19 protein-coding genes, 1 tRNA gene and 2 pseudogenes are annotated in these 23,343 nt (G+C 37.6%); 9 read left to right on the plus strand and 13 right to left on the minus strand.

Features of this window, described 5'->3' with window-relative positions; translation table 11 throughout:
- Nucleotides 1–143: 143 nt before the first annotated feature.
- Nucleotides 144–2,636: a CHAT domain-containing protein gene (locus AB1A03_RS16900; RefSeq protein WP_354625760.1), complete on the plus strand. Its 2,493-nt coding sequence runs from the start codon at nt 144–146 to the stop codon at nt 2,634–2,636.
- A gap of 257 nt (nt 2,637–2,893) precedes the next feature.
- Here AB1A03_RS16900 and AB1A03_RS16905 read toward each other — a convergent pair whose 3' ends face one another.
- From AB1A03_RS16905 to AB1A03_RS16915, 3 genes are all read right to left on the minus strand, one after another.
- Nucleotides 2,894–3,877, minus strand: a complete 984-nt coding sequence (locus AB1A03_RS16905; RefSeq protein ID WP_354625761.1) for a nuclease-related domain-containing protein — start codon at nt 3,875–3,877, stop codon at nt 2,894–2,896.
- 410 nt (nt 3,878–4,287) lie between these two features.
- Nucleotides 4,288–4,363 (minus strand) — tRNA-Val (locus tag AB1A03_RS16910).
- 129 nt (nt 4,364–4,492) lie between these two features.
- Nucleotides 4,493–4,927: a hypothetical protein gene (locus AB1A03_RS16915; RefSeq protein ID WP_354625762.1), complete on the minus strand. Its 435-nt coding sequence runs from the start codon at nt 4,925–4,927 to the stop codon at nt 4,493–4,495.
- 351 nt (nt 4,928–5,278) lie between these two features.
- On the opposite strand from AB1A03_RS16915, the gene AB1A03_RS16920 reads away from it, so the two are divergent.
- Both AB1A03_RS16920 and AB1A03_RS16925 read left to right on the plus strand, forming a co-directional pair.
- The gene (locus AB1A03_RS16920) at nt 5,279–5,977 is read left to right on the plus strand and encodes a hypothetical protein (RefSeq protein ID WP_354625763.1); all 699 of its coding nucleotides are present in this window, start codon (nt 5,279–5,281) and stop codon (nt 5,975–5,977) included.
- 233 nt (nt 5,978–6,210) lie between these two features.
- Nucleotides 6,211–7,401 carry a methyl-accepting chemotaxis protein gene (locus AB1A03_RS16925; RefSeq protein WP_354625764.1) on the plus strand — a complete coding sequence of 397 codons (1,191 nt, stop codon included), beginning with the start codon at nt 6,211–6,213 and terminating at the stop codon, nt 7,399–7,401.
- A gap of 484 nt (nt 7,402–7,885) precedes the next feature.
- Here AB1A03_RS16925 and AB1A03_RS16930 read toward each other — a convergent pair whose 3' ends face one another.
- Entirely contained in the window at nt 7,886–8,671 is a 786-nt protein-coding gene (locus AB1A03_RS16930) for an EAL domain-containing protein (protein WP_354625765.1), read from the minus strand.
- 334 nt (nt 8,672–9,005) lie between these two features.
- Here AB1A03_RS16930 and AB1A03_RS16935 point away from each other — a divergent pair.
- Nucleotides 9,006–11,060: pseudogene (locus AB1A03_RS16935) on the plus strand (DNA topoisomerase III).
- A gap of 18 nt (nt 11,061–11,078) precedes the next feature.
- On the opposite strand, the gene AB1A03_RS16940 reads toward AB1A03_RS16935, so the two are convergent.
- Nucleotides 11,079–11,801 carry a FadR/GntR family transcriptional regulator gene (locus tag AB1A03_RS16940; RefSeq protein WP_354625766.1) on the minus strand — a complete coding sequence of 241 codons (723 nt, stop codon included), beginning with the start codon at nt 11,799–11,801 and terminating at the stop codon, nt 11,079–11,081.
- 492 nt (nt 11,802–12,293) lie between these two features.
- Here AB1A03_RS16940 and AB1A03_RS16945 point away from each other — a divergent pair, with 492 nt between their 5' ends.
- Both AB1A03_RS16945 and AB1A03_RS16950 read left to right on the plus strand, forming a co-directional pair.
- Nucleotides 12,294–12,626: a beta/alpha barrel domain-containing protein gene (locus tag AB1A03_RS16945; protein WP_354625767.1), complete on the plus strand. Its 333-nt coding sequence runs from the start codon at nt 12,294–12,296 to the stop codon at nt 12,624–12,626.
- Entirely contained in the window at nt 12,623–12,916 is a 294-nt protein-coding gene (locus tag AB1A03_RS16950) for a beta/alpha barrel domain-containing protein (protein WP_354625768.1), read from the plus strand. Before AB1A03_RS16945 ends, AB1A03_RS16950 begins: the two co-directional genes overlap by 4 nt.
- 123 nt (nt 12,917–13,039) lie before the next feature.
- Here AB1A03_RS16950 and AB1A03_RS16955 read toward each other — a convergent pair whose 3' ends face one another.
- The 3 genes and pseudogenes from AB1A03_RS16955 to AB1A03_RS16965 all read right to left on the minus strand — a co-directional run bounded on the left by AB1A03_RS16955 (nt 13,040) and on the right by AB1A03_RS16965 (nt 14,821).
- A complete protein-coding gene (locus AB1A03_RS16955) occupies nt 13,040–13,387 on the minus strand; it encodes a putative quinol monooxygenase (protein ID WP_354625769.1) in 348 nt (115 codons plus the stop codon).
- 33 nt (nt 13,388–13,420) lie between these two features.
- Nucleotides 13,421–13,882: an NfeD family protein gene (locus AB1A03_RS16960; protein ID WP_354625770.1), complete on the minus strand. Its 462-nt coding sequence runs from the start codon at nt 13,880–13,882 to the stop codon at nt 13,421–13,423.
- Nucleotides 13,882–14,821, minus strand: a pseudogene (locus AB1A03_RS16965) (SPFH domain-containing protein). Before AB1A03_RS16965 ends, AB1A03_RS16960 begins: the two are co-directional and overlap by 1 nt.
- 407 nt (nt 14,822–15,228) lie before the next feature.
- Between AB1A03_RS16965 and AB1A03_RS16970 the strand changes: the two are divergent.
- Nucleotides 15,229–16,374 carry a hypothetical protein gene (locus AB1A03_RS16970; RefSeq protein WP_354625771.1) on the plus strand — a complete coding sequence of 382 codons (1,146 nt, stop codon included), beginning with the start codon at nt 15,229–15,231 and terminating at the stop codon, nt 16,372–16,374.
- Nucleotides 16,359–17,657 (plus strand): mechanosensitive ion channel family protein, encoded by a 1,299-nt coding sequence (locus tag AB1A03_RS16975; protein WP_354625772.1) that lies wholly within the window; start codon nt 16,359–16,361, stop codon nt 17,655–17,657. Before AB1A03_RS16970 ends, AB1A03_RS16975 begins: the two co-directional genes overlap by 16 nt.
- A 107-nt stretch (nt 17,658–17,764) precedes the next feature.
- Here the strand turns inward: AB1A03_RS16975 and efpL are convergent, their stop codons facing one another.
- Genes efpL through AB1A03_RS16995 form a run of 4 tightly spaced genes read right to left on the minus strand, consistent with a single transcriptional unit; the run spans nt 17,765 to nt 20,847 of the window.
- A complete protein-coding gene (gene efpL / locus AB1A03_RS16980) occupies nt 17,765–18,337 on the minus strand; it encodes an elongation factor P-like protein EfpL (protein WP_354625773.1) in 573 nt (190 codons plus the stop codon).
- A gap of 45 nt (nt 18,338–18,382) precedes the next feature.
- Nucleotides 18,383–18,724, minus strand: coding sequence for a TusE/DsrC/DsvC family sulfur relay protein (locus AB1A03_RS16985; protein WP_354625774.1), 342 nt, complete (start codon nt 18,722–18,724; stop codon nt 18,383–18,385).
- Nucleotides 18,725–18,733: 9 nt separating this feature from the next.
- Complete coding sequence (locus AB1A03_RS16990; RefSeq protein ID WP_354625835.1) at nt 18,734–19,363, minus strand: hypothetical protein; 630 nt, start codon at nt 19,361–19,363, stop codon at nt 18,734–18,736.
- A 59-nt stretch (nt 19,364–19,422) separates the two neighbouring features.
- The gene (locus AB1A03_RS16995) at nt 19,423–20,847 is read right to left on the minus strand and encodes an FUSC family protein (protein WP_354625775.1); all 1,425 of its coding nucleotides are present in this window, start codon (nt 20,845–20,847) and stop codon (nt 19,423–19,425) included.
- A gap of 319 nt (nt 20,848–21,166) precedes the next feature.
- Here AB1A03_RS16995 and folD point away from each other — a divergent pair, with 319 nt between their 5' ends.
- Nucleotides 21,167–22,021, plus strand: a complete 855-nt coding sequence (gene folD, locus AB1A03_RS17000) for a bifunctional methylenetetrahydrofolate dehydrogenase/methenyltetrahydrofolate cyclohydrolase FolD (RefSeq protein ID WP_354625776.1) — start codon at nt 21,167–21,169, stop codon at nt 22,019–22,021.
- A 191-nt stretch (nt 22,022–22,212) separates the two neighbouring features.
- On the opposite strand, the gene gap is transcribed toward folD, so the two are convergent.
- Nucleotides 22,213–23,205, minus strand: a complete 993-nt coding sequence (gene gap / locus AB1A03_RS17005) for a type I glyceraldehyde-3-phosphate dehydrogenase (protein WP_354625777.1) — start codon at nt 23,203–23,205, stop codon at nt 22,213–22,215.
- Nucleotides 23,206–23,343: the final 138 nt, after the last annotated feature.

The raw sequence follows: 23,343 nt of genomic DNA on the forward strand, positions 1-23,343 counted from the left end.
AACCGTTGTATTTGTGTGGTTAAATGACTTTGTTTACTATAACAAATAAAATTCTATGGTGATGCTGTTTATTTATAACGGATTTTTATCCGTTACACCATGGATGGTTTTTAAAAATACAGAAAGAATGGACCTCTTCGATAATGAAAAAAAAGCATTTATTACTTTTAGCTGGCTTAACATTAGCTGGTTGTTCGACTGCGACAATGGATATTGGTAGAAAATCCGTTGAAGGTCATCATCGTATTGCTATTGAAAAGTTTTCACATGAAATAGGTGAATTTGAACGTTGGGCAGATGTGGAACCTAAGGAGTGGGAGTTTCATTGGGATTTTTTGTTCCCACTGTGTCAATCCTATCAGACGGTAAGTGATTTTTCTAAAGCTCAACAATGTGTGCAGCTATGGAAAAATGAAATGTTAAAAACGGTTGCAAACCGAGAAGATCCAATCATATACAAACGAAGGGTTTTGCATAAATATAATCGTTTTAACACAGCCATTTTTCTCGAATTAGGCAACTATAAAGAAGCATATAACAGCTACAAACTTGCCCGAGAGTATAGTGCCTTTGCCGATGATGATGAATGTGCAGTAGAAATAATGTTTGGTATCGAAAGTTTAATCTCTGGATCTGAAATAGAAAATATAGCCCGTATGCATGCCAATGGTGCGGTTGCAGCAGCGCAACTAGGTTTTCGTGATGAAGCATTAGCAATTGCTGATGAAATTGATTGCCTCACCTTTTCTTCTATGCTTCTTGAGGAAATGCCAAAGGATGTCAAAATAAAACACGCTAGTAAGGCGCGTATCTATCTTGCTTTAGGTGATTATAATAAAGCGCAACAAGCGTTATTTTTTTCTGCAACCTTTAAAGATAGCCTAGTGCGTACACTCGATGCGATTACAACATTAGGCATAAATGAATTACTGGGCGAGGGCGCGGAAACCACAAATCCATTCCATTTCGACGAAACCTATATGCTAGGTAAAATAGCACAAGGCAAGGGTAAACTTGAAGAGGCTGAAAATATTTATCTTAGCCTCTTATACAGCCATGAAAAGTCTGACACGCCGATAGTACAACTTTATAATAATTTAACGTTTGATGCAGAAAATAAAGCTAATCACTCGACACAGTTACTTAATCGTCAAGGAGTATATTATCAATTACTTTACGATCTTGGCGTGATAGCAGAACAATTTGACCGCCCCGATCAGGCATTTATCTATTATCAACAATCTATTGATGTGATTGAACAGCAGCGAGCCTCGATTAATACCGAAGCTTCTAAAATTGGTTATGTTGGCAATAAAGAAACCGTTTATCAAAGTATGGTAACGCTGCTGATTAAACAGGGCAAACTAGACCAAGCGTTTTCCTATGTGGAACGCAGTAAAGCCCGTGCACTCATTGATACATTGGCAAGTAAACAGGATTTTGCACCCAAAAATCTCGATCACCAGCCTACTGAGTTATTGGCGCAAATCAGTAAGATTGATTCAGCGCTAACAACAGCTGATTATAGTGAGACAAGCGGCCGAAGTCGCAGTGCAGATCGTGGATTATTACGTAAAAAACAACAACAGCTTGTAAGTTCAGAGCCAGAGTTAGCCTCTTTAGTGACGGTTGCGACACCTGAGGTTGCTGATTTACAAAAGCGTTTGCGAAGCGACGAAACATTGCTTGAATTTTACGGAACTAACACACAGCTGTTTGCTTTTTTACTTACTCGTAATGCAATCAAGGTGGCTACGCTTAACGGGACTAGTTTAACTGAGATAGTCAGCGATTTTCGTAGTGACTTACAGCAAAACGGCAACACGGCTTACCAACATAATGCTAATTTACTTTATCAACGACTTTTTTTACCCTTATTAAGTGATATTAATACGTCAAAATTGATCATTATTCCCCATGGGCCGCTCCATTATTTACCATTCAATGCACTCTACAATGGCCGTGATTTTATGATTGATAAATATGATATCAGTATTTTACCGAGTGCTTCAGTGTTAGCCTTTTTGAATAAACGCATTACTGCACCACAACCATTATTAGTACTTGGTAACCCTGAGCTAGATGATGTTAAGTTGGCGTTGCCCGGTGCGGAGCAAGAAGCGAAAGCTATTGCCGCGCAGCAGCCGGGGGCAAGTCTGTTACTGAACGACGCGGCAACTGAAACTCAAGTTAAACAAAACGCTGCCCAGTATAAAGTGATCCATTTTGCTTCACATGGCATATTTGAACCCGATGCACCGCTTACTTCCGGTTTATTATTGGCGAAGGATAGAGAAAATGATGGCATATTAACGGTACGGGAGCTCTATGAATTGAGCCTTAATGCGGAACTAGTCACATTATCTGCTTGTGAAACCGGATTAGGCAGGGTAGATAATGGGGATGATGTGGTCGGTTTTACACGTGGTTTTCTCTATGCAGGAAGCAACAGTATCATTTCGAGTTTATGGAAAGTAGATGATCAGGCAACCAGCCAATTAATGCAGAGCTTTTATGCGAATATGGGTAATGGGGGCGATAAACGCTTAGCACTCAAAAAGGCACAACTTGAAGTCAAAGCCAACTATAATCAGCATCCCTATTACTGGGCAGCATTTCAGCTGACAGGGCGTTAGCAAACAGGTTAAACTGTATAGAAATATAACGTTTGCAATAATATTGTAAACGTTATTGAACCACATAACCGTATTGTGAGGTATCTAGTATACCTTTAGACTTGCCTGTTCTACTTATTTTAATCTCTTTTAAAATAATCGAGTTCAATAATACCACCTCTATTAAGGAGGCCAAGACCACAGTATCACTACAAATTGAGTTTTCGAAAATCCATTCAATAAGGCAGTAGGTGCATATTTAATGGTTTGTATTTATTTTAACTTTGAACAAGGATGACCCTACTTTCATTACAATCTTGGCAAATTAGGCTGTATAGCGTTTTTTTCTTGCTTACTTTTGTGTTTTTACCTGAGCAAGCTGGGCAGTGGGTTTTCATTGCTGTATTTGTTTCACATGCACAACATTTAACGTAATAGCCAAATTTCCCCCAAGCTGGTTGTAGGTTATCTATTGCATGACATTTCTTACAACTTAATGGCGCTATCGCTGAATCAGGTGAAACTTTTGCGATGTTCGGTACCGTTGTTGGAGTATGTACTGTGTTTGTAGTTTGACTTTCTGGTTGTGGTTCTACAACCCGTTTTATTGGATGGGCAGATTGATGTTGAGCTAATAGAAAGTCACATATTTTTTGCATTTCTTCAGGGGTAAACCATGGTTGACTAGAAAATTTATAAAGACTGTTTTTAATAGTACCTGGTATGATTTTATTTAGTTTATCTAAAATGAACTCTGATTTAACCAGTTTTTTTGATACTTGTTTAGGCATGTTTTCACGCTGAACAATTGCATTACTCGAAATTGCACAAAAATGGTCCCAAAGACGCCCTCCAAAACCAGTTTGAAGCTTGCCAAACAGGATTTTATCTAACATGGATTCTCGTTTTTCATAGAGTAATTCACGTAGTAATCGCTCTTGTAATTGAACTTGTTTAATAGGTGAAGGCATTCCTGACCATTTACCATTATAGCTTCGTGACCATTCTTCATCGCTATTAACGGATACTTGACCGGTAATACTTTTTGATTCTATGAGGATAAAACCATAAACGTATAAAACTAGATGGTCTATTTGCGCAACTTCATCATTATATTTAATGCGCAAATCGTTAAATACAAATACATTTTCAGTATTTTTAAAAGCACGGCGCAGGAAGAATGCTACATCTTGCTCTTGTTTGTCACCAGCAATCTTTCTTCTATCTGTACTGGTAAGAGGATCTTTATTTTTAATAATCAAATTAGCTACCTAATAGGATGTCATTACAATTACTTCATATTTTATTACTTATAGAAAGATGTCAATTAAGAGCTTAAAATGGTATAAGAAAGCGGGATGTAAACACGATATTTACCTAGTCATCATACATATTCATTTAAATTCCCCCTTAAAAGTCGGTTGTTCATTTCTTTCATTAATATAAGTGTGTAGTGGCGTAGTCAATTTAGCTACTATTTGTGTTGCTGTAAGAGGAGTAGTTTTCTTAGCCATGGTAACATCGTCTCTTGTGGTTGTTCAGTGTTACCTTAGAGCGTGGATTTTACAAAACGTCAATAGATGCGAATAGACTGAGATATCTCTTAAGATGTTGTTTTTACATGTTTCAAAAGGATAGAAAAGATGATGATAGAAGTTCTGAGACAAGAAAATGGTGCTCGCTACTGGACTCGAACCAGTGACCTACGCCATGTCATGGCGGCACTCTACCAACTGAGTTAAGCGAGCGTTATTTCCTTTGCTTTGAAAGCGAGGTGATTTTGCTTTATCCCTTATAAAGTGTCAACACTTCTTTTAACTTTCTAGTTTGTTTGTTGTTTTTTTGCGCGCGCGCGTCTGAAAAATGTACAAAAAAGATTATATACGTATCTCCTGCTCATTTGTAACTGGCTCAGTGGCTGGTTCATCCATTAGTTCATCAATTTTCTTATTACTTTTTTGCCAAGCTTTTTCACTCTCTCGTTTTAATTTATCCCAAATATCTTGTGTGGTTTCTTTACTATCTGACCAAAGTTCCTGTGAGCCTTGTTTAGTTGATTGCCAAATTTTTGCTGATTTTTCTTGCCCCTCTTTTAATATTTCACTGGAAGATTTTTTAGTGGCTTGCCACACATCTTTAGCCGCCTCTGTACTTTTTTGTACGGCTTGATTGGTTGATTCTTTGGCATCTTTCCAATTGCTATTTTCTTCAATCAATACGGTATCGGTTTGTTTTGTATCTGTAGTAGCATCGCTGTTATGTATAGGCATTATAATAATGCCGGCGATTAACAGTGAAAAAATTTTACGCATTGGTGGATCCTTAATCGATGATTTTAATAAACTGAAAATATTGTATAGATTAACACGGTTTAACGGCATATTTATATTTAGGTGTTTTGCACTGTTACGGTGCGCTAATGTGCGACTGCGCACACTATTGTTGCATTTATAACAATTCAGAAGATATTGAGTTGATTATAGATTGCTTAAAATGAGACGTCTATCGAACTGTATCGTTTGTTAATTCTATCAATTGGTATATTTATTGAACTGTTGTTGTTTGCTTTTTAGGTTGTTAAGTTGTGTCTGCTTGAAGGCGATTTTTTTGGTATCTAATTTGCTATTTGCTTCTCAAATTAAATAATCTTATGGGACAAAAAAATGGATTTAACAACCAAAGAGCGTCATTGGTTACCCCTATTTGGAGCAACTGGAAAGCTAGCAATGAAAAAAGCGTGTTGGCTGAACCGAGGACGAGAAGCGGCCTTAGCGAAAACATTTACCAGCATTGCTAATACACGTGTGCGTATTTTAGAATCTTGGGTTAATACACAGTGGCATTTTTTAGCAGATGCCGCGCTATATATTACTTCAAAAAATAACAGTGAATGGCCGAATGCTTTGCAGGCATTAGTAAAACGAAATAATGATTTATCTGAGTTATTTATCGTTTATGCGGATGGGAGTGTTGGAAGTTCAAGTTGTACTACATTTCAAGGGCGTCAAGTTGATCGCAAAATATTAGACAATGGCATGCAAGCGCCATTTTTACATGGTCCCTACATTGATCAACTAACGAAATCTATTGGGGCATCCAGTTCGTCTTTCCATGATGCGGTTACACTCATGTTCTATCAACCACTTAAAGTAGATGATGAAGTGATTGGTTGCCTCTGTGGCCGGGTACCTAATGATGTCATGGGAGATCTTATTCAGCGTGAAGCTGGGCATGTATATAGTGAATCGGGCGATAACTATATATTTATGGTTGACTCTAAACTTGATCCCTCCATTCAATCTGGCACTGCACTTTCACGCTCGCGATTTGAAGATAACACTTTTTCCACGGGGAAAATCTAAAATCGGGTGTTACTACTCAGTGGGGGACCGTACGAGTCAATAACCATACTGAATTTGAGATTAGATTTACCGATCCTGCGACAGAACAGCTGCATCCAGGTGTAAGAGAGACTATACGTAACGGTGAAAACCTTTATGTTAGCTATCCGGGATATTCTGATTATCGCCATATTCCAGTAATAGGAAAAGGGGTTACGTTTCAGTTACAGGGTTCACCTGATATATGGGGGATGATGTGTGAAGCTGATTTAGAAGAAGTCTATCGGCATCGTTCTTTAACCTACAAACTTGGTAAAAAGATTGCACTAGCAATGGCCTTCCCTGTATTAAGTAGCGTAATTGCGAATAGTCTATTTACGCTTTCTGCGATACAAGCTAATTCGCTGTTGTTGTTAACGTCATTAATTGGCATTGCTTGGTTAAGTTTCGCTGCAATCAAGCCCATCACCAAGCGACTACAACATATGATAGAAGTCATTCAAATGCTCGCAGAAGGGGAGGCTAATTTAAAACAACGTTTTGCGACTGGTGAGCTCAGTGCGGACGAATCAGGCGATTTGGGGCGTTGGATAAACAGTTTTATAGATAACCTCGATAATATGGTTCGTGAGATGATTCACGCTTCGAGTGAAGTTAATGAAGTGAGCGAATCTATGTTACGCCGTTGTAGCCGTGTCGATAGTGCGAGTAAGGCAATGGGCCATTCAATTGGATCGTTGTTGGAGTTATCAAGTGGACAACAGGATGAAATAGCCAATGCGACTATTTCTGCACAAATTATGCAGGAGCTGATGCGTGAAGAGGTGGCTAAATCACAGCAAGAATACGAACAGGCCGTGAGTACGACCGCTAAGATAAAAGAAATTGTATTAGCGTCAGCGCAAAGTGTTAATGATGTTAATGGGCAGATGAAAGAGATTGGTGCCATCGTCGGATTGATAACAGAAATTACCGAACAAACTAATTTACTTGCATTAAATGCTGCGATTGAAGCTGCACGAGCAGGTGAACATGGGCGGGGCTTTTCAGTGGTCGCTGATGAGGTACGTAATCTCGCGACTAAAACATCACAGGCAGCGAACCACATTGGTAATATAACTAAAAAACTAAGCCAGGAATCGGAAATGGCGGTGAAATATATGCAGCAAGGCGTTAAAAATGTAGATAAAGATGATTTTGCCTTAGACTCAGGTGAGCGTAGTTTACAGTTAAAACAAGCAGTTGAAAATATGTTCGAGACGATGAATCAAATTGCCAGTAATAGCCAGCAACATGGTACAACCGCAAAGGAGGCGCAAAACACTACTGCCACAATGGAAATATCATCTCAGCAATTGCTGCGTCGTACCACATTAGTAAAAAATGCCATTTTACGTTTGAACCAGTTAATTGGACGATTTGAGGTGTCAAAACAGGGCGCATAATATTAATCCCTTGCATCTTTTAACCTATTTAGGTGAGCAATAAATGGATGTTAGCATTGCACTGATTGCAGTAACCCGTTGCACAAATTGAACCATTAAGCACCAGGGAAAGCAGTTCACTGCAAGCTAGCATTTATTTAACAAATATGAATGAGTAGATAAAAAAAAGATTTGCTCTGCCTACGGAGTGTTATACCAATAGAAATAAATAGCTGATCTATTTTACTGGTTAAAATAACTTACTTTTTTGTTGTCAGTTTCGCAAAGAGAACAACCATTTTCGTCAACTTACGCCTCAAATTAAGATCACATACTTAATCCGATTGTATTAGCTCAAAATCAGTGCGGTGTTGTAACGCTAAAAGTGAAACCCCATTACCTATTGTGCTGTCTCGCGCCACTATTCGAAATGGCGTTTAACAAAACATTTCGCGTGAAATGGGGTTATTGTTCGTTGGATGGGGCGTTATATTTGTCTTTGTATTTAAACGGCTATGCCAGAGTAATTTAGTGAATGAATATCGTTTACAAAATATCCATCGTTATAAAATTTAGCTCGTGCAGGTGAAAACAGGTACCCCTGTACAAACTGTGCTCCAGAACTCACTGCAACATCATACTGTTGCGGCGTTTCTATTCCCTCAAAAATTAGGACGATGCCTCTTTTTTTAGCGAAATTCGCAAAAACTTCAATTAAATCTTGGGTATAGTTGCTAACTAATGAGCGTTGAAATAACGCCATGTCTAGCTTGATGATATCAGGCTCAATTTCAAGCAAACGTTCTATTTGAGAAAAACCAGTACCAAAATCATCGATCGCGACTTGAATGCCCATTTCGCGATAGGAACGAACAAAATGGTTAATGAGATCTTTATCGCCATCATATTCGGTTAATTCTATGATAATCCGACTCGGATCAATACCGCACTCTTTAAGCATACTCAATGTTGGGACTTCATAGCTTTTAAGTTGCAGATGGGGGGCATGTAATGAAAACCATGAAGGTGATATATTTATCGATAAACGTGCATTGCCATCATAGGTTTTAAATTTCTCCAATGCTTTGTTTCTCACTTGTTTATCAAAGCATATTCGTTTATCAATGGGGAGGTTTTCAGATGAAAAAATACTACCAGCTGAAATGTAATTATTCTTATTATTTTTTATCCTTGCAAGGACCTCATTATAGGCGATTAAACCATTTTCAACATTGATGATAGGTTGGAAAAAGGGCTCTAAAATTAGCCCTGTGGTCTTGTTTTTTATCATTTATTGTTCTCAAAGCAGGCTTACCAGTAATACGCAGAGATTGTTCACTCATTGGTTAGGTTGGTAATATTATGCGACAAAATTGTTATGTTTATTCAATACTAGCAAGAATTAAACCAATAATGCTTTTCACTAACTTGTTGATATATATCGTTTAATATGATGCATTTAGGAAGCCAATATTTATTTGCTCAATGTTGGTGCTGAATGATAGCAATGAGGCATTATTATTGTGCTGTTAGCAAATGTGATTAGTGATAGATAAGGAGTTGAAACTAATCGTGTAATTGTGTACTGTTTGTAAATACAGTGCGTATCCGTTTAGTGGTGATTAATGAAGCTTTATATTGCAGAGAAACCGAGCCTTGCAAGAGCGATTGTAGATGCGTTGCCGAAACCTCATCGTAAAACTGAGGGGTGTATTCATGTTGGTAATGGCGATATTGTTAGTTGGTGTATTGGCCATCTATTAACACAGGTTGATCCTGAAGCATATAACGCTGATTTTAAACGATGGAAGTTTGAGCACTTGCCAATAATTCCAGAAAATTGGAAATTAAAATCCGTAACGCGAACAAGCAAACAATTAACACTTTTAAAAAAGCTCATCAAACAAGCGGACCAATTAGTTCATGTTGGCGATCCCGATTGAGAAGGGCAGCTTTTGGTCGATGAAGTGATCCATTTTAGTGGAACCAAAGGGAATAAATTAAAACAAGTTGAGCGTTGTTTAATTAATGATTTAACTATTAATGCAGTGAAACGATCACTACAAAACCTAAGATCAAATCAAGAATTTATTCCTTTATCTACATCCGCCCTGGCAAGGACAAGAGCTGATTGGCTATATGGATTAAACTTAACTCGCGTATATACCTTGCAGGCTCAAAAGTCAGGCTATCAAGGTGTGATTTCAGTTGGGCGAGTACAAACGCCCTTGTTAGGACTTGTTGTGAGGCGCGATAAGGAAATTGAAAACTTCGTGAGTAAACCTTTCTATGAGGTGGAAGCACATTTGATAACCGATCAGCAAAATGGATCAGAGTCCTTCACTGCGAAATGGAAACCGAGTGAGGCTTGTGCCAAATATCAAGATGTAGACGGCCGCGTGATTGTTAAAGGGCTAGCAGATAATGTCGCGCAACGAATATCTAAACAAGATGCCATTGTTAAAAGCTTTATAGCGAAGAATAAAAAACAGATAGCGCCTTTACCTTATAATCTTTCATCATTGCAAATAGATGCAGCTAGGCGTTATAACTATAGTGCTCAGCAAGTTTTAGATGTTTGTCAGGCGTTATATGAACGACACAAACTGATCACTTACCCTCGCTCTGATTCACGTTATCTGCCAAGAAATCACCACAGTCAAGCAAAGGCTGTCGTTCAGGCAATTGCTAAAAACGAACAATCGTTAATAGATGCAGTAAAGGGCGCTGATTTGGCGATTAAAGGGCGAGCTTGGAATGATGCCAAAGTTGATGCCCATCATGCAATTATTCCGACTGACACTAATAAGCCGTTAGGCAGCTTAGATGACATGTCACAGAATATTTATGATTTAATCGCGCGTCAATATTTAGCTCAATTTTACCCCGATTATAGTTATGCCGAGTGCGTCGCGGAAATTGAGATATGTAATGGTTTGTTTGTCAGCAAAGCCAAAGCAAAACTGCGTGACGGGTGGAAGGTGTTATTTAATATTCAAGATAAGGATACGTTTTTACCTAAATTATTAAAAGGGCAGCATTTATTCTGTAATAAGGGGGAAGTCATTGAAAAAAATACCAAACCGCCTTGTTCTTTCAATGATGCAACCCTGCTAGCAGCAATGAGTAATATTTCCCGTTTTGTTAAAAATGATAGTTTAAAGAAAATTCTTAAAGAGACCGATGGCTTAGGCACAGAAGCAACCCGTGCAGGTATTATTGAATTACTATTCAAACGTCAATTTTTAAAACGTAGTGGTAAAATAATTCAAGCAACGGAAGTGGGAATTAAATTAATAGAAAGTTTACCAGAGCAATTAACCTTGCCTGATATGACCGCAGAATGGGAAATGCAACTTAATGCAATTAGCGAGAAGCAACGGACTTATCATAGCTTTATGCAACCTTTACAGGCGCAATTAAATAGTCTCGTTGCCAATGCAATTATGGCTGGCCCACAGGGTTTAGTTAACTTAACAAATGGTGCTGATAATAACCTAAGATATGCTAGAAAAAGGGGCGGAGGAGAACGGCTAACAAAAAAGTTAAAAAATTTAGCTGAGTATTACCCAACTAAATTAAAAACTGTCCCGAGCTACTTGAGAGTAAACGTCAGTAATAAAAGTCGTATCGACATGCTTGGTAAAAATTTAAGGGTAGTTATCTACATAACGATTTGATGACAAAGCAATGATAAATTATACGACATCTTCATCGATGATACGATGTTTTTCACCCACTAATAGAGCCTGTGAAGCCGTGCGAGCTTGGTCTGTATCGCCAGCCATAATCGCTTCATAAATTGCTCTATGCTCTTCGATGCATACGCCGCCGTCTTTTGATGAGTAGAGGATAAAGCTCATGAAAATAGTGGCTAATACATTGCCGAAAGGCAGATAGAAATCGTTACCAGTGGAAAGGAAAATTAAACGATGGAAATGCATATCCACCTCAGCCCACTTTTTATGATCAAAGTTTTTAGCAACCTCTTCCATCTTTTGAAATGTAGCAGAAAGCTCGATGCGTTGTTCTACTGTGGCGTTTTTCGCTGCTAATGCACAGGCTTCAGGCTCAATAGCTTTACGTAATCCTAGGAATTGACGATAGAAAACGGTTGAGTTTTCGATGCCATCCATCCATTCAAGTAGTTGAGGGTCAAGGAAATTCCAGTTATTTTTTTCAATAACGGTTGTACCAATTTTAGGTTTAGAGCGTAGCAAACCTTTAGATGTCAGTAATTTAATCGCTTCACGTAACGCAGTACGACTAATACCGAATTGTTCACATAAAGCCATCTCATTAGGAATTATTGAGCCTTGTGCTAATTCACCAGACAATATGCTACGTGCAATTGTACGCGCTACTTGCACGTGCAAACTACGTGTTGATCCTGAAATTGTAGTAAAGTTAGAAGAAGACATTTGTTCCCTTAATGTAAATTAGAAAAAGTATAACGGATACCAGAGCAAGAGGTAACGTGAGGTAATTGTTATACACTTTTACCGTGTTTATAAAGCAATTGTTGACTATTATACCAATCGGAGTAAATAGCTGATCTATTTTGCTGGTTAAAATAACTTACTTTATTGTTGTAAGTTTCGTAAAGGGAGCAACGATTAACAAAGCTTACGCCTAAAATTAAGCCATTTTTCCTGCGCAAAATTTAGATCACATACTTAATCCGATTGGTATTATATTAAAATTGCTTAATTAATACAATAATATGATAGTGTGGCACAGTTTGTAGTGTTACGGTTTTTTACAGGATAAATTAGCTAATACCTTGCTGAGTATATCACGGGGATTCAGTAGCTAAATGAGGTAAAACGTCTTGAAGTAATATAGATATAAGAGACAAACGCCTAACAAAATATCTTGAATTAAGACGCCTATAATAACAAGAAGAGGTTAAAATGAGTAAATTAAATCAACAATTAGCAGCACTAAAAATCATTCCTGTGATTGCGATTAATGATGCCGATGATGCAGTTACTTTGGCTAAGGTCCTCATCGAAAATGGTATGCCATGTGCTGAAATAACATTCCGCACACCAGCAGCAGCAGAGGCAATCCGTAATATACGGGAAGCCTATCCAGATATGTTGATTGGCTCTGGTACCATATTAACAACGGCACAAGTAGATCAGTCGATAGCCGCAGGCGTTGATTTTATAGTCAGCCCAGGCTTTAATCCAACAACAGTCAAATACTGTCAACAACGTAATGTACCAATGAGTTGGGGGTGAACTCTCCAAGTCTAGTCGAACAGGCAATGGAGATGGGATTGCATACATTGAAATTTTTCCCGGCAGAACCCTCAGGTGGTGTTGCAATGCTAAAAGCATTGGCTGCGGTATATCCTGTTAAATTTATGCCTACAGGTGGTGTTACGCAAACCAATATCAACCAATATTTATCAATTTCTGCCGTGCTTGCTTGTGGCGGTACTTGGATGGTGCCAACAGATCTTATTGATAAGAAGCAGTGGGATGAATTAGCTGTATTAGTGAAAGCGGCAGTGGAAAGTGTAAGCTAATGCGAATTGGTATAATGTATGGTCAGCTAGGTTGTACTAATACTAATCTGCATCTAGATGCATCTGATGGATATTTATCACAGATAGGCATTATATTAACTATCTGTGATAAAAATAAACAATTTACAATTGTGGAGCATCGTAGTTATTGGGCTGATCACTATAAACAGAGACATTGTAATCAGCAACTAAGCCGCTATCTGATACACAGTGCGTTTCAAAAAAATCAACGATTTCTTGGCGTTGACAGTGTGCCTCAAAGCTGACTTTATCGCGCCAAATTTCATTAAATACAATAGGAAAACTCTGCCCCTGTGCAAAGTCATTGGGGATATGCCTAGTGACGGTATACTGAATACAGCCATCTTCACGATGGGCGTTAGGTTCGAGTGCCTGTAATACAGTAAAGAGTTCATCAAGTTTTCCCTCTTTAGGTTGAAACATGGCAATACAATAGATTTTTTGCGACATAATATCCTTCATTATTATAATAATTATTAATGGTTATACTTCTTCAACGGGCGCTACGGTTAATAGACCAACTTCCATCGCGATTATCTTAACTTCACTACCCGTGGGTAATGGTTGTTTAGCTTTTACTTGCCAATTAATCCCCGAATAATGATAAGTAATCGTCTGACCTGGTATTAATGGCTGAGTTAAAGCAAAGCGATGACCAATGATGTCATTATTAACCGTTTTTGAGCCAACCTTATTTTGCATTTGTTTCATTGGTTTCCAGCTAAGCAATGCCACGATGGTCGATATGATTGCCGACCATAATAAAGAATTAGGCACCGTATCAGGGATAATGGACATTGCCATTAAAGCACCGGTGACGATGGTGCCGATGCCAATGAAAAAAAGAACAAAGGTTGAAAAACCTAAGACAAGTACTTCAATAGCCAATAAAATAATACCAATAGTGACCAATACCTGTGGTAAATGTGAATAAATATATTCCATCATGCGCCTTTATTTAAGCTATTAATGATAGTCATTGCTTGTGCGACCACCGAAGCGGCATCATTGCCACTATCTGGTAGCAATACAACCGAGGATTCTTTAGCAATTGCGGCTTTCGCTTCAATTGCTTTGGTCGCTAAATCCAGTTGAATGGCTTTTTGTCCTTCGGTGGTATTGGCAGCTTCACCAACTTTACGCAATGCTTCGGCTTGAGCCTCTGCAACAGCAATAATGGCTTGTGCTTCACCCTGTGCTTTTAGCACCTGCTCTTCTTTTTCGGCTTCAGCATTTAGCACCACTGAACGTTTCTGACCTTCAGCAACGTTAATAGCTGCTTGTCTATCACCTTCTGATTCTAAGATTTGTGCTCGTTTAATACGTTCTGCTTTCATTTGTGTTTCCATCGCTTCCATAACGGTTTGCGGTGGAACAATATCTTTTATCTCATAACGTAGTACCTGAATTCCCCAAGGGCCAGAGGCATCATTAATCGCTGCAACGATATTAACATTGAGGACATCCCGTTCTTCAAAGGTTTTATCAAGTTCCATTTTTCCAAGTTCAGAACGCATCGTTGTCTGGGCTAATTGAGTAACCGCAAAGACATAATCATCAACACCATAACTCGCTTTATAGGGATTTAACACTCTGAAATAGAGAACACCATCAACACTTAATGAAATATTGTCTCTGGTGATGGCACTTTGGCTAGGTACATCGACGGCCTGCTCTTTCAAAGAACGATTCAGAACCAATATGGTCAATAAATGGAATAATAAAATTTAATCCTGCTTCTCGGGTTGATTGATATTTACCAAAACGTTCAATTAAAAATGCTCTGTTTTGTGGTACAAAAATAATTGATGATTTGAGGATCACAATAACTAACACAAGGATTACAACTTCTACTCTGAATAAATATTGAAATAAAATGTCCATATTAAGTTCCGCTAGTAACAAGAAAGGGTTCTATGATAATAACGGGTTGTATGGGTAAAGGAAAACACAAAACGTGAGTTAGCGCAAAAATCATTGTTAAAGTGTATATTGACGTCTCATAGCTTATATAACAAATAATGGATATGATTATAGTTAAAAGAAATATCTTTTGGTACAGAGACTGTTTAACTCTAGACTCGTAACATTCTGATTATTTGATAATAATTAAAAGTTATGGGGTGCTTGACAGCTTACATTTGTATTTTTCAGCTATGATTATGTTTAAGTGTTAGTAATATATAAATGGAGTTAATTATATCATGCTAAACAGTTCCAATTGCGTCGTAACTTGTTTGCCCAATAGGCTGCAAAAATTCGTTTTGTTCTGCCTATTTTTGCCCATACTAATGGTTACATCTTCCTTTGTATATCCTGCTAGCGAAACCTCGACAGATGAAGAAAATTTGCACAGTTTGCATGATGATATCGATATTTTTCCAAACATCTCAGAAATCATTCCAACTTCCGTTAATTTGACGACTAACTTATCTGTTCAAACTTCATATTTTAATAAAAGAGAATACGATGATAGCGAGTTTACTTTCATAAAAATGAAGTATAAAGATATTGCAGGTAAGGTTGATAAGGTTTATAAGCAATTTAATTCATTAAAAAAAATTGATGAGAATAATTATCTAAAATATTTTGTATTAAAACAGTCATTAATTGATGAAATTGAGACCCTAAAAGAATTAAGTAAACCCTTAGCAAAATCGATACAACTTCTCGATAGTTGGAATGAAAATTGGTTGAAAGAGGGCGTACGTTGGCAACGCTGGCAGGAATATTACAGCCATCAAAACCCATCATCACAACTAACTACTCTCTTTAATTTAGCACTTGGCACCATTCATGATGGAAAACAACAAGTGATTCAACATATCGATCCTCTACTGTCATTACAAGTCGAAGGGGCTGCTATTCAAACAAAAATTAACATAATAACTCAAGAGATAACTTATCTTATTAAAGAGCTTCGAGTCGAGTCGTTATTTGATCAATCACCGCCATTTTATTCCCCCGTATATGTAGACCAATTCAAAACAGAAATGCTAGATAGCACATGGCAAGGGGTGAGCTTATCAACTTGGTTTAATATGCCATTTTTAGCAAGGCATGGTATTGCCTATTCAATTTTATCTATACTATTTGTCATTTGTGCCGTTATTATCAGAAATAATAGAGCAAATCTACTTGAGTCAAAAGAGTGGACATTTTTGGCCAAACGTCCTATCGCCAGTATCTTTTTTATTGGCAGTTTACTCAGTGGAATCCAACTTGAACTGTGGGAAGTGCCTAAAACAGTGGCACTAATTAATTCGATTGTTGGCGGAATAGCTTGTGCTAGGTTATTAGATTATATATTAAGTGAGCGTTGGTTAAAGCAAGCTGTATATAGTGTCATGATTGTCTATCCACTCACGGTGTTATTGATTGCAGCCGGACACCTCCTCCAATTTTTAGGTTATATGTATTTATGGCTTCTATATTAGGATTGATTTTCTGTATACGTTGGAATAAAAAAAACTACAATAACCATCTCAATGGTAATGATAACGTCATATCGGCTGCTTTATATAATAAAATACTTCATTTCATGTCATTGTTGTTTTTACTCATTATCATTATCGAGTTTTTTGGCCAAGATGGCATTGCTACCTATTTGTTTAAATCGACTATTATCACGATGGCCATCATTGTGCCTATGCTGCTTTTTTTCTTTATTATACGTGGTGCAATGAAGTGGATTTTTAACTCTCCATTGGTATGGCAGATTAAATTAATACGTAATGATGCCAATGAATATGCTCGCCAAACTGGAATATTTATCGAAGTATTGATTATTTTCTTTTTTTTAATACCCGCCATACTGAGTAGTTGGCAATTATACCCAACATTAACAGATGCCATTTCCGGTATTATGGCGTTAGGCTTTAATATTGGAGAACTTAGAATTAGTTTAGGCTTGATTGTTGTTTCTACCTTAACTTTATTTGCAACCGTTTTTATTTCTAAAGTTATTCCGAAAATATTACTTGATGAATCAGTGAGTGGTAAATTGATTGAGCGTGGTGCGCGCACCTCGATAAGCCATTTATTACAATATTTCATCATCATTGTTGGCTTTTTAATTGCCGTTTCAATGATAGGATTTGATTTGACCAAGGTTACTATCATTTTAGGTGCATTAGGGGTAGGTATCGGTTTTGGTTTACAGGGAATCGTTAATAATTTTGTTTGTGGTTTAGTTTTATTATTTGAAAGACCATTGCGAGAAGGGGATACAATCGATATAAGTGATGGGTTATCAATGGGGGTGATAAAAAAAATCGGACTACGAGCAACGATAGTTCAAACCTTTGATAACGCCGATATGATTATTCCAAATGCTGACTTGATTAGTAATCAGGTAACTAACTGGACATTACAAAACCGGCAGGCGAGATTGTCAGTCCCTGTTGGTGTTGCCTATGGTAGTGATGTGGTATTGGTGAATACTATTTTGTTGGAGTGTGCAAAAAATCATCAAGCCGTACTTAAATCACCCCCACCCTATATTTTATTTATGGATCTTGGTGATAGTTCGTTGAATTTTCAATTACGAGTGTGGCTTGCTGACGCGGATGAGCGTATTACTGTACGTAGTGATTTATACCATGACATTGTTAATAAATTTGCTGAAGAAAATATTGAGATACCATTTCCACAACGCGATCTGCACCTACGTAGTGTAGATTTGGATGTATTTAAAAACCTACAAAAACCAATATCGTGAAATTGGAAACAGTTTGAAGAAAAAAAAGATCGGTAAAAGTGAGAGGGTAGTTAAGCGAATCGATGCGGTGATAATTTACCATCAATTCGCTTAGCTTAGCAAAGGCGCTACTTATCTGCACGCCCCATAAATTTATGCTCGACTGTATTTATTTTGATTCTTTCACCCGAAGAAATGTGCTCAGGTACTTGTACAACAAGACCCGTTGTCATTGTTGCAGGTTTTGTGCGTGCACTTGCTGAAGCCCCTTTAATTGATGGTGCTGTCTCAACGATTTCAAGTTCAACACTCGAAGGTAATTCAATACCAACAGGTGAACCACTGATTAGGACAACTTGTATACCCTGGGTGTTTTCATCAACAAATAGTGCTTCATCGGCAATACTCTCTTTATTTAGATTGTAAGGTGTGTAGTCCTCGTTATCCATAAATACATATTCGTCACCATCTAAGTATGAAAACATAGCATTACGACGAACAAGATCCGCTAATGTTAACATTTCACTATCTTTGAATGTTTCATCTGTTTTAGAACCAGAAATAACATCGTACATACGCATACGATATAAACTACCGCCAGCACGGCCTTGCGGTACAGAACGTTCAATATCTTTAATGATATATACGCGGTTATTAAATTCTATTGCCGTATTTTTTTTAACTTCACTTGCCTTAGGCATGTTGTGTTCCTTATTTGGATATTTGATGGTTGAAAACTATCTAATTTAAAGCTGAAATAGGGCTAGATACAACGCAGGCTTAGGCAAACCTGCAATCTTGGTCGCTTGTTTTGCTGGGCCGTTGGGAAATAATCGATATAAATAACGACTACTTATTTTCTCTTTACCATATTTAATTTCTAATGCCTTTACCAATGCACGAATCGCAGGAGAGGTATTAAATTCTAAGTAAAATTCACGTACAAAATAGATGACTTGCCAATGTTCGTCTGTGAGAGAAATATTTTCTTCTTGTGCAATAAAATTTGCCAGAGATTCAGACCATAACGTGTAGTCCAATAAATATCCCTGAGAATCTGTTGCATATTCTTGACCGTTAAAATACAAGTTATGTTCCTAATTTGCCGATTTACTATTGAAATTGAGTTGCTGTAAAAGAAGTTGTATATCTAATGCAGTAAAAGCGATTAAACGTAACTGTTCGACGATTAAAAGCTCTTCACCGTTAAAATCAATCTTATACTCTTCAAATTTTTCAATAGTATCATTGATTTCGTTCGTATCAAGCAGTTCGATTTTATTTGCTCGATTTATCTGTAAATAGGTGGCATTAACGAGGTTTTGCAAGGCAATATTGTCTTGATAATTATCCATTTTATGGCGATGCGAAGCGAGTGCCGCAATATAGGAAACCAAGGCATCACATCTATTTGCCAATGCATAGGCTTCTTTGTGTAATTTTTGTTTTGAATTAGGCTCAATGAGCATGCTTTGCCAAGCTGTTGTTAACATAGCATCGCTATTAAATGTTTCAAATCGCGTGATCCGGTAATTCAGATTTTCACTGCGGCCATATTGATATTGATCACTGACTTGCTTGAAGTAACGTTCACTATAAGTTAATAATTGATTAACTAAGGCCGGAAAGCGTAAAAATTGCCAGTCTGGAAAAATAAAGGAAATAGCCATCAAACTAAGTATACAACCGAGTAAAGTTTCTCCAATTCTCGCGGGTAATATGACCATACCAGCCCCGTTGAGTAGGTTGAAAATAAACATAACAAAGAGAGTAATAAATATAACGGCTAACCCATAATTGGTACGTAAATAGTTAAAGAACAAAAAGGCAGATAAAGTAAAAGAATGACTTGAGCCCAACTACTCTCTATGAACATGATAATTGGGTAACAAATTAATATACCGAGTAGGGTGCCGATAGTGCGCTGAACAAGGCGCTTACGTGTTTCGCTGAAACTTGGCTGGCAAACGAAAAGCACGGTGAGTAGAAGCCAAAAGCCATGTGTTAAACTAAATTGATATTGTAATATGTAGGCAATTGATAGACATATACTAATTCGCATTGCATGTTTAAAGGTCATGTTGCTGGGTTTTAGTGCATTAGAAAAGGTTTTTCTGATACCCAATTTTTCAGCTGTTACCATATCCACAGGTACAACGGTTGTTTGTATAGAATTGTCTTGTTGTGCTTTACTAATTTCTTTTAATAAATGACTGATTTCAGAAATATTATCAAATATGGTTTGTAAAGCTTGCATTGCTTCACTCTCTTTTTTAGTGAGGCGATCCTGTTGTTGTAGTAGATGTAGCTGATCTGACAGCGCTCTGACATTCCATTTTAAACGGCGACTGTGTTGATAATTTTTTTTATCGGTAATGGAGAGACCTAATTGATAGCAGTCTTCACTGAGCTGCAATAAAAGCTGGTGATAACCTTCTAAAATCTGACTTTTACCAAATTGACTCTCTAATTGACTATAGGAGTATTGGCTGGCACAAATTCGCTCATGAATTTGTTCAGCGACAAAATATAAGTAATTTAGGCGATTAAGCTCTTCTTGTTTATGAGAAATCTGAAAACGTGATTGAATAATATTTTTAGAGTTTACTAAACGCGCCATAATGGAAATGTTTATCAGTGCTAACTGCTGGCGAATCGCAAAAATATCAGAACGCTTACGGCCTTCCGATTCATTAAATAACATCGCTTTTTGAAGTTGATAACGGCTTAACGTAAAGAATAGTTGTGCTAATTGCACTCTTAATGATTGATAGGGGCTACAAATATTCCAGATGATTGAAAAAAAACCATACCATAATGCACCCAGACTGAAATATAAGGGTTGTATATACCAACTTGTCTCTGTTTGGTAACCAATCATCGTATAAATGGCAATTAAGACAGCGCCAAAACCGATTTTGTTATAATGCGTTCCATAGACAGCTAACATCATAAAGGTGAAACTGGATAAAAATAATCCTATGGCAAACAAAATAGGATAGGGCATAAGTAATTCAATACTGGTAGAGGCGATAAAAAAACAACCAGCAATAGTAACAATAAATTTTCCTCTACCTTTATAGTTATCATCCGTTTCTACTATGGCACTTGCCATTACACCTAAACAAAGATAAATCGATAGCGTTAATGTCTGTTGATTAAAAATATTTTCTAAACTAGGCTCTATTGCTGGGATAAAGGTGATAGCCATTGCTATTAATACCCTTAACCCTGCATGTATATTTGTATCGGATATTAATTTACGTAACAGCGAGTTTAAAAAATAATTTGAGTTAGATGTCTGCATCGATTAATTGTGTGAATCCATTAATTATTGAAAGAGGGTACTAGCATAGAAACAAAAATTAAAAGATCGTTGCTCATAAACTATTCATAGATGCTAGATTATTGAATTTTAACCTTTAGCTATACAATAGAAAAGATAAATTACAGTGTTATGATTAATGTGACATATCCGTATTGTTTTGCGACAATAGCGACCCAACATTTTATTTTTAGAGAGTTTAATAATGTCTGCTCAAATCATTGATGGAAAAGCGATTGCAGCCGCGATTACAGATAAAGTTGCCCACGGTGTTCAAGCTCGTGTTATGAAGGGACTGCGAGCGCCTGGTTTAGCCGTTATCTTAGTGGGAGGAGATCCTGCCTCTCAGATATATGTACAAAGTAAACGACGTACTTGTGAAAAGGTCGGCTTTAAGTCCAAAGCGTACGACCTGCCTGTCACCACGACCCAAGAAGCGTTATTAACACTTATTGATCAATTAAATAAAGATAAAGAGATAGATGGCATTTTAGTGCAATTTCCATTACCAGAAGGGTTGGATGAGACACAAGTTATTGAACGTATTCATCCACATAAAGATGTTGATGGCTTTCATCCCTATAATGTGGGTCGCCTTGCTCAACGTATTCCACTGCTACGTTCCTGTACGCCACGGGGTATGATCAGCATGATTGAATATATTGGCGTTGATATTAAAGGTAAACATGCCGTTGTTGTTGGTGCATCGAATATTGTCGGACGACCAATGACTTTAGAATTATTACTTGCTGGATGCACAACAACGTGTTGCCATCGTTTTACAGAAGATTTACAGCAATACGTTAAACAAGCCGATATTCTAGTGGTTGCTCGCGGCAAGGCGAATTTCATTCCCGGTGAATGGATAAAAGAGGGGGCCATTGTACTTGATGTAGGTATTAATCGTTTAGAAAATGGAACAATTGCAGGTGATGTGGACTTTGAAAGCGCCAAACAGCGTGCAGCTTGGATTTCTCCGGTACCAGGTGGTGTTGGACCGATGACCGTCGCAACGCTTATTGAAAATACCTTACTCGCCTGTGAAAAATTTCACAGTTAATAGTATCCAGATAGATAGTAACCAAGAAAAAGAGCTGCGGCTCTTTTTTTATACCCGTTATTTTAATACCAACCAGCATAAGTATCTGATCTATCTTGTTGGTTAAAATAATAAGAGTGAGGACAAGATTTTTTTGGTAAAAAAAAGCCCACGTTACGACGCAGGCTTCATTTTATCTATATGCGAGTTTCTTATTTAGAAACGTGTGCAATTAGATCTAGAACTTTGTTTGAATAACCGATTTCGTTATCGTACCAAGATACTAGTTTAACGAATTTGTCAGTTAGAGCAACACCAGCTGCAGCGTCAAATACTGAAGTTTGAGTTTCACCGATGAAATCTTGAGAAACAACAGCTTCGTCTGTGTAACCTAAAACGCCAGCCATTTCATTTTCAGAAGCGCGTTTCATTTCTGCACAGATTTCTGCGTAAGTAGCAGGAGTTTTTAGGTTAACAGTTAAGTCAACAACAGAAACGTCAGCAGTTGGTACACGGAAAGCCATACCAGTTAGAAGACCGTCAAGCTCAGGTAATACTTTACCTACTGCTTTAGCTGCACCAGTTGAAGATGGGATGATGTTTTGAGAAGCACCACGGCCGCCGCGCCAATCTTTATGAGAAGGACCGTCAACAGTTTTTTGAGTTGCTGTTGTTGCGTGAACTGTAGTCATTAGACCAGACTCAATACCCCATTTGTCGTTAAGTACTTTAGCGATTGGAGCAAGACAGTTAGTAGTACAAGAAGCGTTAGAAACGATATCTTGACCTGCATATTTCTCAGCATTAACACCCATAACGAACATAGGAACGTCGCCAGAAGGACCAGTTAGAACAACTTTTTTAGCGCCAGCTGTGATGTGTTTACGAGCAGTTTCGTCAGTTAAGAAAAGACCAGTACCTTCAGCAACAACTTCAACGCCTACTTCATCCCATTTTAGATCTTCTGGGTTACGCTCAGCAGTTACACGAACAGTTTTTCCGTTAACAACTAGGTTACCGTCTTTAACTTCAACAGTACCGTTAAAACGACCGTGAGTTGAGTCATATTTAAGCATGTAAGCCATGTATTCAACATCGATTAAGTCATTGATTGCAACAACTTCTATATCAGTACGTTCACATGCTGCGCGGAATACGAAACGGCCGATACGACCGAAGCCGTTAATACCTACTTTAATTGTCATTTTTTTGATCCTTATGGATAGTTGATTTTGAAACTTGGCTTCATTATAGTTCTCAAAAATAGCATTAACTTGATATGAGTCAAGTTAATGTGGTTGAGTCATTATTTTTGAGAGCTATGAAACACCAAATTGTAATTT

It is taken from the genome of Psychromonas sp. MME2, from assembly GCF_040566515.1.
Classification (GTDB): Bacteria; Pseudomonadota; Gammaproteobacteria; order Enterobacterales; family Psychromonadaceae; genus Psychromonas.

Excerpts from the sequence above, each read along its gene's own strand:
- folD (WP_354625776.1), top strand. The coding sequence starts at position 21,167 with ATGTCTGCTCAAATCATTGATGGAAAAGCGATTGCAGCCGCGATTACA.
- AB1A03_RS16975 (WP_354625772.1), top strand. The coding sequence starts at position 16,359 with ATGGCTTCTATATTAGGATTGATTTTCTGTATACGTTGGAATAAAAAA.
- AB1A03_RS16990 (WP_354625835.1), bottom strand. The coding sequence starts at position 19,363 with ATGGTCATATTACCCGCGAGAATTGGAGAAACTTTACTCGGTTGTATA.
- gap (WP_354625777.1), bottom strand. The coding sequence starts at position 23,205 with ATGACAATTAAAGTAGGTATTAACGGCTTCGGTCGTATCGGCCGTTTC.
- AB1A03_RS16940 (WP_354625766.1), bottom strand. The coding sequence starts at position 11,801 with ATGTCTTCTTCTAACTTTACTACAATTTCAGGATCAACACGTAGTTTG.
- AB1A03_RS16955 (WP_354625769.1), bottom strand. The coding sequence starts at position 13,387 with ATGTCGCAAAAAATCTATTGTATTGCCATGTTTCAACCTAAAGAGGGA.
- AB1A03_RS16900 (WP_354625760.1), top strand. The coding sequence starts at position 144 with ATGAAAAAAAAGCATTTATTACTTTTAGCTGGCTTAACATTAGCTGGT.
- AB1A03_RS16960 (WP_354625770.1), bottom strand. The coding sequence starts at position 13,882 with ATGGAATATATTTATTCACATTTACCACAGGTATTGGTCACTATTGGT.
- AB1A03_RS16945 (WP_354625767.1), top strand. The coding sequence starts at position 12,294 with ATGAGTAAATTAAATCAACAATTAGCAGCACTAAAAATCATTCCTGTG.
- AB1A03_RS16970 (WP_354625771.1), top strand. The coding sequence starts at position 15,229 with ATGGTTACATCTTCCTTTGTATATCCTGCTAGCGAAACCTCGACAGAT.
- efpL (WP_354625773.1), bottom strand. The coding sequence starts at position 18,337 with ATGCCTAAGGCAAGTGAAGTTAAAAAAAATACGGCAATAGAATTTAAT.
- AB1A03_RS16920 (WP_354625763.1), top strand. The coding sequence starts at position 5,279 with ATGGATTTAACAACCAAAGAGCGTCATTGGTTACCCCTATTTGGAGCA.
- AB1A03_RS16995 (WP_354625775.1), bottom strand. The coding sequence starts at position 20,847 with ATGGCTATCACCTTTATCCCAGCAATAGAGCCTAGTTTAGAAAATATT.
- AB1A03_RS16930 (WP_354625765.1), bottom strand. The coding sequence starts at position 8,671 with ATGATAAAAAACAAGACCACAGGGCTAATTTTAGAGCCCTTTTTCCAA.
- AB1A03_RS16915 (WP_354625762.1), bottom strand. The coding sequence starts at position 4,927 with ATGCGTAAAATTTTTTCACTGTTAATCGCCGGCATTATTATAATGCCT.
- AB1A03_RS16925 (WP_354625764.1), top strand. The coding sequence starts at position 6,211 with ATGTGTGAAGCTGATTTAGAAGAAGTCTATCGGCATCGTTCTTTAACC.